The 15632-nt window shown below is 57.3% G+C and carries 13 protein-coding genes; 11 read left to right on the forward strand and 2 right to left on the reverse strand.

What is annotated here, in order from left to right; all coding sequences use genetic code 11:
- The first annotated feature begins 89 nt into the window (after nt 1–89).
- Both dusA and pspG read left to right on the forward strand, forming a co-directional pair.
- The gene (gene dusA / locus V6942_RS18640; RefSeq protein ID WP_182966493.1) at nt 90–1088 is read left to right on the forward strand and encodes a tRNA dihydrouridine(20/20a) synthase DusA; all 999 of its coding nucleotides are present in this window, start codon (nt 90–92) and stop codon (nt 1086–1088) included.
- Nucleotides 1089–1229: 141 nt separating this feature from the next.
- Nucleotides 1230–1469: an envelope stress response protein PspG gene (gene pspG / locus V6942_RS18645; RefSeq protein WP_182929640.1), complete on the forward strand. Its 240-nt coding sequence runs from the start codon at nt 1230–1232 to the stop codon at nt 1467–1469.
- Nucleotides 1470–1642: 173 nt separating this feature from the next.
- Here the strand turns inward: pspG and V6942_RS18650 are convergent, their stop codons facing one another.
- Nucleotides 1643–2626, reverse strand: a complete 984-nt coding sequence (locus V6942_RS18650; RefSeq protein WP_182929639.1) for a quinone oxidoreductase — start codon at nt 2624–2626, stop codon at nt 1643–1645.
- A gap of 66 nt (nt 2627–2692) precedes the next feature.
- On the opposite strand from V6942_RS18650, the gene dnaB reads away from it, so the two are divergent.
- The 5 genes from dnaB to V6942_RS18675 all read left to right on the forward strand — a co-directional run bounded on the left by dnaB (nt 2693) and on the right by V6942_RS18675 (nt 8089).
- Nucleotides 2693–4108: a replicative DNA helicase gene (dnaB, locus tag V6942_RS18655; protein WP_182929638.1), complete on the forward strand. Its 1416-nt coding sequence runs from the start codon at nt 2693–2695 to the stop codon at nt 4106–4108.
- A gap of 47 nt (nt 4109–4155) precedes the next feature.
- Nucleotides 4156–5235 (forward strand): alanine racemase, encoded by a 1080-nt coding sequence (gene alr / locus V6942_RS18660; RefSeq protein WP_182929637.1) that lies wholly within the window; start codon nt 4156–4158, stop codon nt 5233–5235.
- Between the two features lie 234 nt (nt 5236–5469).
- Nucleotides 5470–6663, forward strand: a complete 1194-nt coding sequence (tyrB, locus tag V6942_RS18665; protein WP_106928566.1) for an aromatic amino acid transaminase — start codon at nt 5470–5472, stop codon at nt 6661–6663.
- A gap of 199 nt (nt 6664–6862) precedes the next feature.
- Nucleotides 6863–7576 (forward strand): acid phosphatase AphA, encoded by a 714-nt coding sequence (gene aphA / locus V6942_RS18670; protein ID WP_182928430.1) that lies wholly within the window; start codon nt 6863–6865, stop codon nt 7574–7576.
- Between the two features lie 159 nt (nt 7577–7735).
- Complete coding sequence (locus tag V6942_RS18675) at nt 7736–8089, forward strand: MmcQ/YjbR family DNA-binding protein (protein WP_106928562.1); 354 nt, start codon at nt 7736–7738, stop codon at nt 8087–8089.
- On the opposite strand, the gene uvrA is transcribed toward V6942_RS18675, so the two are convergent.
- The gene (gene uvrA / locus V6942_RS18680) at nt 8090–10915 is read right to left on the reverse strand and encodes an excinuclease ABC subunit UvrA (protein WP_333501647.1); all 2826 of its coding nucleotides are present in this window, start codon (nt 10913–10915) and stop codon (nt 8090–8092) included. It lies immediately after the preceding gene.
- Between the two features lie 258 nt (nt 10916–11173).
- On the opposite strand from uvrA, the gene ssb1 reads away from it, so the two are divergent.
- The 4 genes from ssb1 (at nt 11174) to V6942_RS18700 (ending at nt 15628) form a co-directional block, all read left to right on the forward strand.
- The gene (gene ssb1, locus V6942_RS18685) at nt 11174–11710 is read left to right on the forward strand and encodes a single-stranded DNA-binding protein SSB1 (RefSeq protein ID WP_064546676.1); all 537 of its coding nucleotides are present in this window, start codon (nt 11174–11176) and stop codon (nt 11708–11710) included.
- Between the two features lie 239 nt (nt 11711–11949).
- Complete coding sequence (locus tag V6942_RS18690; RefSeq protein WP_227674135.1) at nt 11950–13557, forward strand: gamma-glutamyltransferase family protein; 1608 nt, start codon at nt 11950–11952, stop codon at nt 13555–13557.
- Nucleotides 13558–13589: 32 nt separating this feature from the next.
- The gene (gene oxlT / locus V6942_RS18695) at nt 13590–14909 is read left to right on the forward strand and encodes an oxalate/formate MFS antiporter (protein ID WP_374956747.1); all 1320 of its coding nucleotides are present in this window, start codon (nt 13590–13592) and stop codon (nt 14907–14909) included.
- A gap of 14 nt (nt 14910–14923) precedes the next feature.
- Nucleotides 14924–15628 (forward strand): GntR family transcriptional regulator, encoded by a 705-nt coding sequence (locus tag V6942_RS18700; RefSeq protein ID WP_106928541.1) that lies wholly within the window; start codon nt 14924–14926, stop codon nt 15626–15628.
- Nucleotides 15629–15632 lie beyond the last annotated feature (4 nt).

The raw sequence follows: 15632 nt of genomic DNA on the forward strand, positions 1-15632 counted from the left end.
GCGTGTTACCCACCGGGGATTCGCTACATCCGCGCTCAAGGTTTGTGCTATAGTAGCCGCCCATTTTTCCGGATGCTTAAATAATCACCATGTTGTCAGAATCCTCGACCGCTACTTTCCCCGCTCACCGTTTCTCCATCGCGCCGATGCTCGACTGGACCGACAGGCACTGCCGCTACTTCTTGCGCCTGCTGTCCCGGCACACGCTGCTGTATACCGAAATGGTGACGACCGGGGCAATTATTCACGGTAAGGGCGATTACCTGGCGTATAGCGAAGAAGAGCATCCGGTTGCCCTGCAGCTTGGCGGCAGCGACCCGGCGGCGCTGGCGCAGTGTGCTGCGCTTGCGCAGGAACGCGGCTATAACGAAATCAACCTTAACGTCGGTTGCCCGTCCGATCGCGTACAGAACGGTATGTTTGGCGCCTGCTTGATGGGCAACGCGCAGCTGGTGGCAGACTGCGTCAAGGCGATGCGCGACGTGGTGTCCATTCCGGTGACGGTGAAAACCCGTATTGGTATTGACGATCAGGACAGCTATGAATTCCTCTGCGATTTCATCGACACGGTTTCCGGCCGCGGCGAATGTGAGATGTTTATCATCCACGCCCGTAAAGCCTGGCTTTCAGGCCTGAGCCCGAAAGAGAATCGCGAAATTCCGCCGCTGGACTACCCGCGAGTGTATCAGCTCAAGCGCGATTTCCCGCATCTGACGATGTCCATCAACGGTGGCATTAAATCGCTGGAAGAGGCCAGGGCGCATCTGGAACATATGGACGGCGTGATGGTGGGCCGTGAAGCCTATCAAAACCCGGGTATCCTGGCGTCGGTCGATCGTGAAATCTTCGGCGCCACCGACGTTGATGCCGACCCGGTGGCGGTGGTGCGCGCGATGTATCCGTACATCGAGCGTGAGCTGAGCAACGGCACCTATCTTGGACATATCACTCGTCACATGCTGGGGCTGTTCCAGGGCATCCCCGGTGCGCGCCAATGGCGTCGCTATCTGAGCGAAAACGCGCACAAGGCCGGGGCCGATATTAACGTACTGGAGCATGCGCTGAAGCTGGTGGCCGATAAGCGCTAAATTTTTCGCTAAAATCTGGTCAAATTCACCACGCCCTGCGCATTGTCGCGGGGCGTTTTTTTTGATAATCAATAAGTTATTTTTGGCACGGTTTTTGTAATAGTGACATCAGAGAAACGTCTATTTTCCGGGGGCACGACCATGCTGGAACTGTTATTTGTGATTGGCTTTTTTGTGATGCTGCTGGTGACGGGGATTTCCCTGCTTGGCATTCTCGCCGCACTTGTTGTGGCGGCGGTACTGATGTTCGTCGGCGGATTGTTTGCGATGATGATCAAGCTGCTGCCGTGGTTAATTCTGGCGGTGGCAGCGGTGTGGATTATCCGGGCGATCAAGGGGCCGAAAAATCCACCGTACCGCAGCAATTACCGGAGGTATTGAGGGGTGTGTCACAACCTCGATATTTTTGCATAAATCTCCGTAGGATCCGCGTAATAAATCTGTCACTATTACCGCCGATAACGAATTCATCGCGCTGTACCCTACATACAGCCGAACTAAAAAAAGAAAGGGCTTCCTGCGGGAAGCCCTAGTCTTTTGTGCAGTGAAAACACTTAAGGAATCAGCAGGCTTGAGCCTTGCGTTACCCGGCTTTCCAGAATCTCATGCGCGCGACGCGCTTCCTTCAGCGGGTACTTCTGACTTTCCGCCACGTCTACCTTGATAATGCCGCTGGCGATCAGTGAGAACAGTTCGTGGCTGGCCTCTTTCAGCTCGTCGTAGGTGGTGATATAGCCGTAGAGGGAAGGACGGGTCACGAACAGCGAGCCTTTCTGATTGAGGATCCCCAGATTCACGCCGGTCACCGGGCCGGATGAATTGCCGAAGCTGACCATCAGACCGCGACGCTGCAGGCAGTCGAGCGAGGCCTCCCAGGTATCTTTCCCCACCGAGTCGTACACCACCGGCAGCTTTTTACCGCCGGTTATTTCTTTGACGCGTTCGGCAATGTTCTCTTCACGGTAGTTAATCACCTGCCAGGCACCTGCCTGCAGCGCGCGCTTCGCTTTCTCTGCGCTGCCGACGGTACCAATCAGCTTCGCCCCCAGCGCTTTCGCCCACTGGCAGGCAATCAGCCCCACGCCGCCCGCCGCAGCGTGGAACAGGAACGGTTCGCCGGGCTTAATTTCATAGGTTTTACGCAGCAGATAGTAGACGGTTAGCCCTTTGAGGAAGGAAGCTGCAGCCTGTTCATAGGAGATGGCTGCCGGAAGCAGAGCCACTTTATCCGCCGCGACGTTGTGCACCGAGCTGTAAGCGCCAAGGCCCGACTGCGCGTAGACCACGCGATCGCCTATCTTGATATGCTTAACGTTGCTGCCCACCTGGCTGACTACGCCAGCGGCTTCGGTACCCAGGCCACTCGGCAGCGATGGCGGCGGATAGAGCCCGCTGCGAATATAGGTATCAATGTAGTTGATGCCGATAGCTTTGTTTTCTACCTGCACTTCGTTCTCGGCAGGGGCGTTAGGGGTGAATTCAACGGCGTTGAGCACGTCCGGGCCGCCATGTTTGCTAAATTCAATACGGGTTGCCATGCTTCCTCCTGAACAATTATGTGGTAATCTTTCGACCCACTCTTTATCTCGGTAATACCATTCACTATGGCAGCAAATAAACCCTTCAACAAACCTCAAGCCGAAGCTCGCGACCGCGATCCGCAGGTGGCAGGGCTGAAAGTACCGCCGCACTCGATTGAAGCGGAACAGTCGGTGTTGGGCGGTTTGATGCTGGATAACGAGCGCTGGGACGACGTCGCTGAACGCGTGGTTGCGGAGGATTTCTACACCCGTCCGCACCGCCATATCTTTACGGAGATGGGGCGTTTACAGGAAGGCGGCAGCCCGATAGACCTGATTACGCTCGCGGAATCGCTGGAGCGACAGGGGCAACTGGACAGCGTCGGCGGCTTCGCCTATCTGGCGGAATTGTCAAAAAATACGCCAAGTGCGGCAAACATCAGCGCTTATGCCGACATTGTTCGCGAACGTGCAGTCGTTCGCGAAATGATCTCGGTGGCCAATGAAATTGCCGAAGCCGGTTTCGACCCGCAGGGGCGCACCAGCGAGGACCTGCTGGATCTCGCTGAATCCCGGGTGTTTAAAATCGCCGAGAGCCGCGCCAATAAAGACGAAGGCCCGAAAAACATTACCGATGTGCTCGACGCTACCGTCGCGCGTATCGAACAGCTATTCCAGCAGCCGCACGACGGCGTTACCGGGGTGAACACCGGCTACGACGATCTCAACAAGAAAACCGCTGGTTTACAGCCGTCGGATCTGATTATCGTCGCTGCTCGTCCCTCGATGGGTAAAACGACATTTGCAATGAACCTCGTCGAAAATGCGGCGATGTTGCAGGATAAACCGGTCCTTATCTTCTCTCTTGAGATGCCATCGGAACAGATTATGATGCGTTCTCTGGCCTCGCTGTCTCGGGTGGACCAGACCAAAATCCGTACCGGCCAGCTCGATGATGAAGACTGGGCGCGCATCTCTGGCACCATGGGGATACTGCTGGAAAAACGCAATATTTACATTGACGACTCTTCCGGCCTGACGCCGACGGAAGTGCGCTCCCGCGCGCGCCGTATCGCTCGTGAGCACGGCGGCATCGGGCTTATCATGATCGACTACCTCCAGCTGATGCGCGTGCCGTCGCTCTCTGACAACCGTACGCTGGAAATCGCCGAAATATCACGTTCACTCAAAGCGTTAGCGAAAGAATTACATGTGCCGGTGGTGGCGCTGTCGCAGCTTAACCGCTCTCTGGAACAGCGCGCGGACAAGCGCCCGGTCAACTCCGACCTGCGTGAATCCGGCTCCATCGAGCAGGATGCTGACTTAATCATGTTTATCTATCGTGATGAGGTTTATCACGAAAACAGTGACTTAAAAGGCATCGCTGAGATTATCATCGGTAAACAGCGTAACGGCCCGATCGGCACGGTGCGCCTGACGTTTAACGGCCAGTGGTCGCGCTTCGATAACTACGCTGGCCCGCAGTACGACGACGAATAACAACGCTGAATCTGGTGACTCAAGCAAATACTTATCAAGGAATAAAAATGCAAGCGGCTACTGTAGTCATTAACCGCCGCGCTCTGCGACACAACCTGCAACGTCTGCGCGAACTGGCGCCTGCCAGCAAGCTGGTTGCGGTGGTGAAAGCGAACGCTTACGGACACGGCCTCCTCGAGACCGCGCGAACGCTCCCCGACGCCGATGCTTTTGGCGTTGCCCGCCTGGAAGAGGCGCTGCGCCTGCGTGAGGGCGGCATCACCCAGCCGATTCTGCTGCTGGAAGGCTTCTTTAACGCGACCGACCTGCCGACGATTGCCGCACAGCATCTGCATACCGCCGTGCATAACATGGAACAGCTTGAGGCGCTGGAAAGCGCCGAACTGAGCGAACCGGTCGCCGTCTGGATGAAGCTCGACACCGGCATGCACCGTCTGGGCGTACGCCCGGAAGACGCCGAGGCCTTCTACCAGCGCCTGAGCGCCTGCAAAAACGTGCGCCAGCCGGTGAACGTCGTCAGCCACTTTGCTCGTGCCGACGAACCGGAATGCGGCGCGACCGAAAAGCAGCTCGCGATTTTCACCGCCTTTACCGACGGCAAGCCCGGCCTGCGTTCCATCGCGGCCTCCGGCGGCATTTTGCTGTGGCCGCAATCGCACTTTGACTGGGCGCGCCCGGGCATCATCCTCTACGGCGTGTCGCCGCTGGAGCAAAAGCCCTGGGGGCCGGATTTCGGTATGCAGCCAGTCATGTCACTGACCTCAAGCCTGATTGCGGTACGCGAGCATAAAGCGGGCGAACCTGTCGGCTACGGCGGTACCTGGATCAGCGAACGCGATACCCGTCTTGGCGTGGTGGCGATGGGCTACGGCGATGGTTACCCGCGCGCTGCGCCGTCCGGTACGCCGGTGCTGGTCAACGGCCGCGAAGTGCCGCTGGTTGGCCGCGTCGCCATGGATATGATTTGCGTCGATTTAGGTCCGCAAGCGCGGGACAAAGCCGGCGATCCGGTGACGCTGTGGGGCGAGGGCCTGCCGGTTGAACGCATTGCCGAAATCACGAAAGTGAGTGCTTACGAACTTATTACGCGCCTGACGTCTCGGGTGGCGATGAAGTATATCGATTAGTGCTGTAGGGTGCCGGATGGCGCTTGCGCTTATCCGGCCTACATCGCGCATGGCTCGTGGGCCGGGTGGTGGCTGAGTTTATTTGGCCTCCATCGCGCAGAGGTCGTAGGCCGGATAAGGCGTTTACGCCGCCATCCGGCAATCTTTTCATCAACCGCAACAACCGCTCGACCTTCCTTCCTATCCGGTTTATTGTGTTATTTCCTGCCTTCTGTAAACCTGGAGAACCATCGCGTGTTTCAAAAAGTTGACGCCTATGCGGGCGACCCTATCCTTTCTTTAATGGAACGTTTTAAAGAGGATCCGCGCAGCGACAAAGTTAACCTCAGCATCGGCTTGTATTACAACGAAGATGGCATCATTCCGCAGCTACAGGCGGTAGCGGATGCCGAAGCGCACCTTAACGCGCAGCCGCACGGCGCTTCGCTGTACCTGCCGATGGAAGGGCTGAACAGCTATCGTCACACCGTGGCACCGCTGCTGTTTGGCGCGGAGCACCCGGTTCTTCAGCAACAGCGCGTGGCCACCATTCAAACCCTCGGCGGCTCCGGCGCGCTGAAGATTGGCGCAGACTTCCTCAAACGCTATTTCCCGGACTCCGGCGTCTGGGTCAGCGATCCGACGTGGGAAAACCACATCGCTATTTTTGAGGGGGCAGGCTTCACCGTTGGCACCTATCCGTGGTTCGACAACGAGACCAACGGCGTACGCTACGATGCGCTGCTGGAGGCGCTGAATGCGCTGCCGCCGCGCAGCATCGTGCTGCTGCATCCGTGCTGCCATAACCCAACCGGCGCGGATCTCACCCCTGCGCAATGGGACGGCGTGGTTGACGTGCTGAAGGCGCGCGACCTGATTCCGTTCCTTGATATTGCCTACCAGGGCTTTGGTGCGGGGATGGACGACGACGCGTATGCTATTCGCGCAATTGCCGATGCGGGCCTGCCGGCGCTGGTCAGCAACTCGTTCTCAAAAATCTTCTCCCTTTACGGCGAGCGCGTTGGCGGCCTCTCGGTTATCTGCGACGACAGCGAAACGGCGCTGCGCGTGCTGGGCCAGCTAAAAGCTACCGTCCGCCGCAACTACTCCAGCCCGCCAAACTTTGGTGCGCAGGTGGTTGCCGCGGTGCTCGGCGACGAGCAATTGAAGGCAAACTGGTTGGCGGAAGTCGAAAGCATGCGTACGCGCATTCTCGACATGCGCCAGGCGCTGGTGAACGTGCTGAAACAAGAGATGCCGAACGGTAATTTCGATTACCTGCTTAAGCAGCGTGGGATGTTCAGCTACACCGGGCTGAGCGCCGCTCAGGTCGATCGTCTGCGCGATGAGTTCGGTATTTACCTGATCGCCAGCGGGCGTATGTGCGTGGCGGGACTGAACAGCCGCAACGTCCAGCGCGTGGCAAAAGCCTTTGCTGCTGTGATGTAAGCAAGTGCTCACTCTGGTTCGGAACGTTATGCTGAGCCAGAGTGATTCTTAAGAAGCAAAATGTGATCACCCTATTTATTTCAGGATTAATCTTAGAAATTCCTTTCTTTCACCCCCCTCAGACGGTAAGGTCCCAGAGGCTTTATTTGAAGTAGCACTCACTTTATTACAATAACGACTCGACGAATTAAGGGAAAACATGCGCAAGATCACGCAAGCTCTCAGTGCCGTCTGCTTGTTATTTGCACTGAATTCAACGGTGACGGCTCACGCTTCGTCACCTTCTCCGCTTTACCCCGGTACCGATGTGGCGAAACTGGCTGAACAGGCGCCAATCCACTGGGTATCCGTGGCGCAGATTGAAAACAGTCTGCTGAGCCATCCGCCGATGGCCGTCGGCTTTGATATCGACGATACCGTGCTGTTCTCCAGCCCCGGCTTCTGGCGCGGGCAGAAAACGTATTCTCCGGACAGCCAGGACTACTTAAAGAATGCCGAGTTCTGGGAAAAAATGAATAACGGCTGGGATGCGTTCAGCATTCCAAAAGAGGTCGCCCGTTCGCTGATTGCCATGCACATCAAGCGCGGCGACAGCATCTATTTCATTACCGGGCGCAGCCAGACCAAAACCGAGACGGTGTCGAAGACCCTGCAGGATGATTTCCTGATCCCCGGGGCGAACATGAACCCGGTTATTTTTGCCGGTGACCATCCCGGTCAGAACACGAAGACCCAGTGGCTGAAAGAGAAAAATATCAGGGTGTTCTACGGTGATTCCGATAACGATATCACCGCCGCGCGTGAAGTGGGAGCCCGCGGTATCCGCGTCCTGCGCGCCTCTAACTCAACCTATCGCCCACTGCCGCAGGCGGGTGCGTTTAACGAAGAAGTGATCGTTAACTCCGAGTACTAGCGCTTATCCGGCCCACAATGTGTTCCGAACACCCCATCAATAAATGATGCTTTTTTAGTCAAAATCAGGCGCGGAAAGGTTTATCCTTTCGGCGTCTTGTTGCACACTTAGATGATGTTTTTTTGCTCAGAACAGTTGGCGAGACTAAGGGGTATAACAATGACCAGTTCGGAACTGCTGCAGTACTGCATGGCGAAACGTGGCGCAGAACAAAGCGTACACAGCGATTGGAAGGCGACACAGATTAAAGTGGCCGACGTACTTTTTGCGATGGTAAAGGATGTAGAAGACCGCCCGGCGGTGTCGTTGAAAACCAGCCCTGAGCTGGCAGAACTGCTGCGCGAACAGCATAAAGACGTGCGCCCAAGTCGCCATCTGAATAAAGCGCACTGGAGCACCGTGTACCTCGACGGTACGCTGCCGAACTCGCAGATTTACTATCTGGTGGACGCCTCCTACCAGCTGGCGGTGGATCTGCTGCCGGAAGCGCTCCGACAGCAGATGTACTCCTAGCTATTTCAACAGCGGTTTCAGGAAACGAGCGGTATGCGACGCTTCACAGTTCGCCACCGTCTCCGGCGTGCCTGACACGAGAATTTCCCCGCCGCCGCTGCCGCCTTCCGGGCCAAGGTCGACAATCCAGTCCGCCGTTTTGATGACGTCCAGGTTGTGCTCAATCACCACGATGGTGTTGCCCTGGTCGCGCAGCTGATGCAGCACTTCCAGCAGCTGCTGGATATCGGCAAAGTGCAGGCCGGTGGTCGGTTCGTCCAGAATATAGAGCGTTTGGCCGGTGCCGCGTTTTGACAGCTCGCGCGCCAGTTTCACGCGCTGGGCTTCACCACCGGAAAGCGTCGTCGCCGACTGGCCAAGACGAATGTAGGTCAGGCCGACGTCCATCAGCGTTTGCAGCTTACGCGCCAGCGCCGGTACGGCATCAAAGAACTCACGTGCCTCTTCGATGGTCATATCCAGCACTTCGTGGATGGTCTTGCCTTTGTACTTAATCTCCAGCGTTTCACGGTTATAGCGTTTACCTTTGCACTGGTCGCACGGCACGTAGATATCCGGCAGGAAGTGCATTTCAACTTTGATAACGCCATCGCCCTGACAGGCTTCGCAGCGCCCGCCGCGAACGTTAAAGCTGAAACGGCCCGGCGTATAGCCGCGTGAACGCGATTCCGGCACGCCCGCAAACAGCTCACGCACTGGCGTAAAGACGCCGGTGTAGGTAGCCGGGTTTGAACGAGGAGTACGACCGATCGGGCTTTGGTCGATATCGATAACCTTATCGAAGTGCTCCAGCCCCTGCACGTCGCGATATGGCGCGGGCTCAGCGATGGTGGCGCCGTTCAGCTGGGTTTGCGCGATCGGGAACAGAGTATCGTTAATCAGCGTTGATTTCCCTGAACCGGACACGCCGGTAATGCAGGTAAACAGGCCTACCGGCAGCGTCAGCGTCACGTCCTTCAGGTTGTTACCCGATGCGCCGGTCAGCTTCAGCACTTTTTCCGGATCGGCCGGTACACGTTGTTTTGGCACTTCAATTTTGCGTTTTCCGCTCATGAACTGGCCGGTTAACGACTCCGGTATCGCCATAATGTCGTCCAGCGTGCCTTCCGCTACCACCTGGCCGCCGTGTACGCCAGCGCCAGGACCAATATCGATCACGTGGTCGGCGGCGCGAATCGCGTCTTCGTCGTGTTCGACGACGATAACCGTGTTGCCGAGGTTACGCAGGTGAATCAAGGTGCCGAGCAGGCGTTCGTTATCGCGCTGGTGCAGGCCGATAGACGGCTCATCCAGCACGTACATCACGCCAACCAGCCCGGCGCCGATCTGGCTTGCCAGGCGGATACGCTGCGCTTCGCCGCCGGAGAGGGTTTCCGCCGAGCGGGAGAGCGTCAGGTAGTTCAGGCCGACGTTAACGAGGAACTTCAGACGATCGCCAATCTCTTTCAGCACTTTTTCAGCGATTTTTGCCCGCTGGCCGGAAAGCTTCAGGTTATTGAAGAAGTCCATCGCGTGACCGATGCTCATGTCTGAGATAGTCGGTAGCGGGGTATTTTCAACGTACACGTGGCGCGCTTCGCGGCGCAGACGGGTACCGTTGCAGCTGGCGCATGGACGGTTGCTGATGAATTTCGCCAGCTCCTCGCGCACCGCGCTGGACTCCGTCTCTTTATAGCGACGCTCCATGTTGTGCAGCACGCCTTCGAACGGATGACGGCGCACGGAGGTATCACCGCGATCGTTGATGTACTTGAATTCAATCGACTCTTTGCCAGACCCGTACAGAATGGCTTTCTGCGCGGCCGCGTCCAGGCTTTCCCACGGCGCTTCTACGTCGAACTGATAGTGGTCCGCCAGCGACTTAAGCATCTGGAAGTAATAGAAGTTACGGCGATCCCAGCCGCGGATTGCGCCGCCGGCCAGCGATAGCTCGGGATTCTGAATCACGCGGTCCGGATCGAAATACTGCTGTACGCCCAGCCCGTCACAGGTCGGGCAGGCGCCCGCCGGGTTGTTGAACGAGAACAGGCGCGGCTCAAGCTCGCGCATGCTGTAGCCGCAAATCGGGCAGGCGAAGTTGGCGGAGAACAGCAGCTCTTCCGCTTTCGGATTGTCCATATCGGCGACCACGGCCGTGCCGCCGGAAAGCTCCAGCGCGGTCTCAAATGACTCTGCCAGGCGCTGGGCCAGATCGTCACGGACCTTAAAGCGGTCGATGACCACTTCAATGGTGTGTTTCTTTTGCAGCTCAAGCTTCGGTGGATCGGACAGGTCGCAGACCTCGCCGTCAATACGCGCGCGGATGTAGCCCTGGCTTGCCAGGTTTTCCAGCGTTTTGGTGTGCTCGCCCTTACGCTCTTTGATGATCGGCGCCAGCAGCATCAGGCGTTTGCCTTCCGGCTGCGACAGCACGTTATCGACCATCTGGCTAACGGTTTGCGCCGCCAGCGGCACGTCGTGATCCGGACAACGCGGCTCGCCGACGCGTGCGTACAGCAAACGAAGGTAGTCGTGAATTTCGGTGATAGTACCTACCGTTGAACGCGGGTTGTGCGAGGTCGATTTCTGCTCGATAGAAATCGCCGGCGACAGGCCTTCAATATGATCGACGTCCGGCTTTTCCATCAACGACAGGAACTGACGCGCGTAGGCAGAAAGCGATTCTACGTAGCGACGCTGTCCCTCGGCGTAGAGGGTGTCGAATGCCAGTGAGGATTTGCCAGAACCCGAAAGCCCGGTCACGACAATCAGTTTGTCGCGAGGGATGACGAGGTTGATGTTTTTGAGATTATGGGTGCGGGCGCCCCGAACTTCGATCTTATCCATTCACCTTTCCCGGTAGAAGATACACGGATTGCCTGGTTTGTTTGAAGGACAAACGGCAGAAACGGCTAATTATGACACAATTTAACCTGAATGAATATACAGTATTGGGTGCCTGCTTCCAGCGTGCAATGCAAAAATGTCGTCACCCAGTTTGTTTGTCTGAATAGACCTCACATGCTATCAAAGCGCCACTTTGTAATGCTACAATCCCCCGTTTACACTTATTAAGTAACTAGACTCGTATCAGGAGAGACAATCATGGCCAGCAGAGGCGTCAACAAGGTGATTCTCGTCGGTAATCTGGGCCAGGACCCGGAAGTACGCTATATGCCGAATGGTGGCGCAGTCGCCAACATTACGCTGGCTACTTCCGAATCCTGGCGTGATAAAGCGACCGGGGAAATGAAAGAGCAGACCGAATGGCACCGTGTAGTGCTGTTTGGCAAGCTGGCGGAAGTGGCAGGTGAATACCTGCGTAAGGGCTCTCAGGTTTATATCGAAGGCCAGCTGCGTACCCGTAAATGGACCGATCAGTCCGGCGTTGAAAAATACACCACCGAAGTCGTGGTCAACGTGGGTGGCACCATGCAGATGCTCGGCGGCCGTCAGGGCGGCGGTGCACCGGCAGGCGGCAACATGGGCGGCGGCCAGCAGCAGGGCGGTTGGGGTCAACCTCAGCAGCCGCAGGGCGGCAACCAGTTCAGCGGCGGCGCGCAGTCTCGCCCGCAGCAGCAGTCTGCTCCGGCACCGTCTAACGAACCGCCGATGGATTTCGATGACGATATCCCGTTCTGATAAGCCGCCGCTCAACGGCCCTTATTAAGACGTTCAAAACCCTGCTCCGGCAGGGTTTTTGCTTTTTTATTGCGCACCATCTGCCCACATCAGCACCGCTTCGGTGCGTCAATTGCTCTGTATTGCGCTCATTATTTTCGGCTTAATTAGATTAACTAAATGAAAATTAATATAAATTTATATCTGGCACGTTTTGTGCCTACATCAGTGTATACACACATGTAGGCAAGGTGCAGATGATGACTCAGATCCAATCAGCAAAATGTATGCAGGGCATGGCCGTTGCGCCGCACTCGCTGGCTGCGGAAAGCGCGGTGGCCGTTTTACGCGATGGCGGTAATGCGGTTGAAGCAATGGTGGCTGCGGCGGCGACTATTGCTGTGGTTTACCCGCATATGAACGGCATCGGCGGTGATGGATTCTGGTTAATCTCCCGGCCCGGCGAAGAACCTGTGGCGATTCAGGCCTGTGGCTTCGCGGCGGAAAAAGCGAATATCGATTTTTATCGCCAGGCGGGTTATGCACAGGTGCCGGTGCGCGGACCGTTGGCGGCCAATACCGTTGCGGGCACGATTGGCGGTTGGGAACGTGCGCTGGAGTGGGCGAGAGAATATGAGGCAAATGCGCCGCTGCCGTTAACGCGCTTGTTAAAGGACGCCATACACTATGCGCGTCATGGCGTGCCGGTTACCGCAGGGCTGCATCAACAGATTGCCGTACGGCTGCCACAGCTGGGCCAGTATCCAGGATTTTGCGGTCTGTTTGCGCCTGAAGGGCAGGCGCTCGGCCCAGATGAATTGCTGCTTCAGCCTGCACTCGCCAACACGCTGGAACGGCTGGCAACCCATGGGCTGGGTGATTTTTACCACGGTGAGACCGCCCGCCTGATCGCCAGCGAACTGGAGGCAGCCGGAAGCCTGCTGCGCTTTAGCGACCTTGACGCTTATCGTGCCGCACGGGTGAAGCCGCTGGCGCTGGAAACGGAGAGAGGGACGGTTTATAACCTTCCACCGCCGTCGCAGGGCCTGGTTTCGCTGCTGATTACGGGCATGATTGAGCAGCAGCGTAACAAGGGGGCTATTGCCGACGAAGCCGATTTTGTCCACCACTGTGTCGAAGCCACCAAGCTGGCTTTCAGCCTGCGCGATAGCCATATCACTGATCCGGCCCACATGACACTGGATCCACAATCGCTGCTGACGGCAGACAGCATCGCTCAGCTCAGCGCGCAGATTGTTCCCGACCGGGCGCAGGCCTGGGGTAAAGGTCGCGGGCCGGCGGATACCATCTGGATGGGCGTTATTGATGCTTCCGGCACGGCGGTCAGCTTTATTCAGAGTATCTATCACGAATTTGGCAGCGCGGTGGTTCTTGCCGATAGCGGCATCATCTGGCAGAACCGCGGAAGTAGTTTTTCGCTGGATCCCAATGCCACTAACCCCCTACAGCCGGGTCGTCTGCCGTTCCATACCCTTAACCCAGGGTTGGCGAGGCTGAGCAATGGCGACGCGCTGGTCTACGGCAGCATGGGCGGCGACGGCCAGCCGCAGACGCTGGCAGCCATCTTTGACCGCATCCTCCATCAGAACATGACGCCTCAGGCGGCGGTCGCCGCGCCGCGCTGGTTATTAGGGCGCACCTGGGGTGAGAGCAACGACACGCTTAAGATTGAAAGCCGCCTTAGAGCGGAGACTACCGAGACCCTCAAACAGTACGGCCATGACGTCGAGATATACCCCCCTTATGACGACCTCATGGGGCATGCCGGGGCAATCCTCCGGCACCGCAACGGCATGCTGGAAGGCGGAAGCGACCCGCGCAGCGACGGTGGCGTCGCCCGCTGGTAACCCAGCATTTTTCCAAATGAAACATTCCTGGAATGACGCGGCGCGCAAAGCGTGCCCGCTTTCTGGCGACATTTTTTCGTCTATTGGAGCGTAAAATGACCGTTCTCAGAGAACCTTTGGTGGCACCAAAATTGGGCAAATGGGCGCAGCTGGTGCTGGGTCTTATCTGTATGGCCTCTATCTCCAGTCCGCAGTATGTGTGGACGCTGCTGACCAAACCGCTGACGGAAAAGCTGGGCGTAGGCCTGCCGGAGCTGCAGGTGACCTTTTCGCTGTTAATTATTCTACAGACCTTTTTTTCCCCCTTTCAGGGGCGGCTGGTTGAACGATTTGGCCCCCGGCTGTTGATTTCCATTGGCACGGTGATGGCGGGAATGAGCTGGGTGCTCTCCGCTCATATTAACGGCCTGATGGCGCTGTACCTGGTGTACGGCTGCATCGGTGGATTGGGCACCGGGATTGTGTATATCGGCGTGGTGGGGCTGATGGTGAAGTGGTTTCCGCAAAACCGTGGTTTTGCTGCGGGGGCGGTGGCTGCGGGTTACGGCATGGGGGCGATATTAACCACCTTCCCGATCTCGATTTCTCTGGGTCACTACGGTCTGGAGCAGACCATGACCGTGTTCGGCATCGTCTTCGCCGCCGTGGGGTTGCTGGCCAGTCAGGGGCTGAGCCTGCCGCCCAATTCGACCGCGCAGCCCGCCAGCCGGAAAATCGTGCAGGGAACGCGTCAGTTTTCCTCTCGTGAAATGCTGCGCCAGCCGCTGTTCTGGCTGATGTTCGCCATGATGGCGATGATGTCCACCTCCGGGCTCATGGTCACCTCGCAGATGGCCATCTTTGCCGAGGATTTCGGCATCAGCAAAGCCGTGGTATTCGGTATGGCCGCGCTGCCGCTGGCATTGACCATCGACCGCTTTACTAACGGGCTGACACGGCCGCTGTTCGGCTTTATTTCTGACCGCTACGGTCGTGAAAAAACCATGTTCATCGCCTTTGCCCTTGAAGGGGTTGCGATGACGCTATGGCTCGCCTGTCGCGAGGACCCGCTGCTGTTTGTGCTGCTTTCCGGGGTGGTGTTCTTCGGATGGGGCGAAATTTTCTCTCTGTTCCCCTCGACGCTGACCGACACATTCGGCAGTGAGAATGCCGCCTCGAACTACGGCTGGTTGTATATTTCGCAGGGGATAGGCTCCATCTTTGGCGGGCCGCTGGCTGCGCTGTTGTACCAGCACACTCAAGGGTGGCATGTGGTCTTCGGCTGTGCGATTACCCTTGATTTCGTCACCGCAGGGCTGGCACTGTGGGTGCTGAAACCCTGGCGTGCACGCTTTATTCGCCAGCACAGTTAATCGCGGAGCACTTTATGACGTTCACGACATCGGAACCCACGCCGCTTCTTGCGCATTCAGATCGCGTATTTCTGCAGCTGCGACAGGAGATTTATCAGTTCGTCCTGCTGCCCGGCGATCGTTTTACGGAGGTGGACATTGCCCGCCGCCTGGGGTGTTCCCGCACGCCGGTTCGCGAAGCGCTGCTGCGGCTGCAAAACGAGGGGCTGGTCAGGCGCTGTTTACGTAACGGGTGGGAAGTCTTCCCCATCGATTTCGATGTCTATGAAGATCTGTACGAGACGCGCGCGCTGATTGAAGTGAATTCGGTGCGCAGTCTATGCAGTTCTACGTCAGTAAAAGTGAATCGGCAGGTACTCGCCGGGCTGAACGCTATCTGGCGGGTTGCGCCGCAGGAGATGCTGGCGTGCGATGATATTGCCTCGCTGGACGAGCAGTTCCATCTGGCGCTAACCGAGGCTGCGGGCAACCGGGAGTTAACGGCTATTCTGACCAATATCACCAACCGCATTCGCATTATGCGGCGGCTCGATTTTGAATATGAATCCCGTATTACCCAGACCTACAGAGAGCATGCTGAGCTGCTGGAAGCCATTGAACAGCGCGATGAAGCGCGCGCGATAGCGCTGATCTCGGCGCATATTCAGGATGCTTACCAGGGCGCCAGCACCATAACCCTGCGACGCTTGCAGGGGGTGCGGGTCAAGCAGATTCTGTAACCGG

The organism is Kluyvera genomosp. 2 (assembly GCF_036759865.1).
Classification (GTDB): domain Bacteria; phylum Pseudomonadota; class Gammaproteobacteria; order Enterobacterales; family Enterobacteriaceae; genus Kluyvera; species Kluyvera ascorbata_B.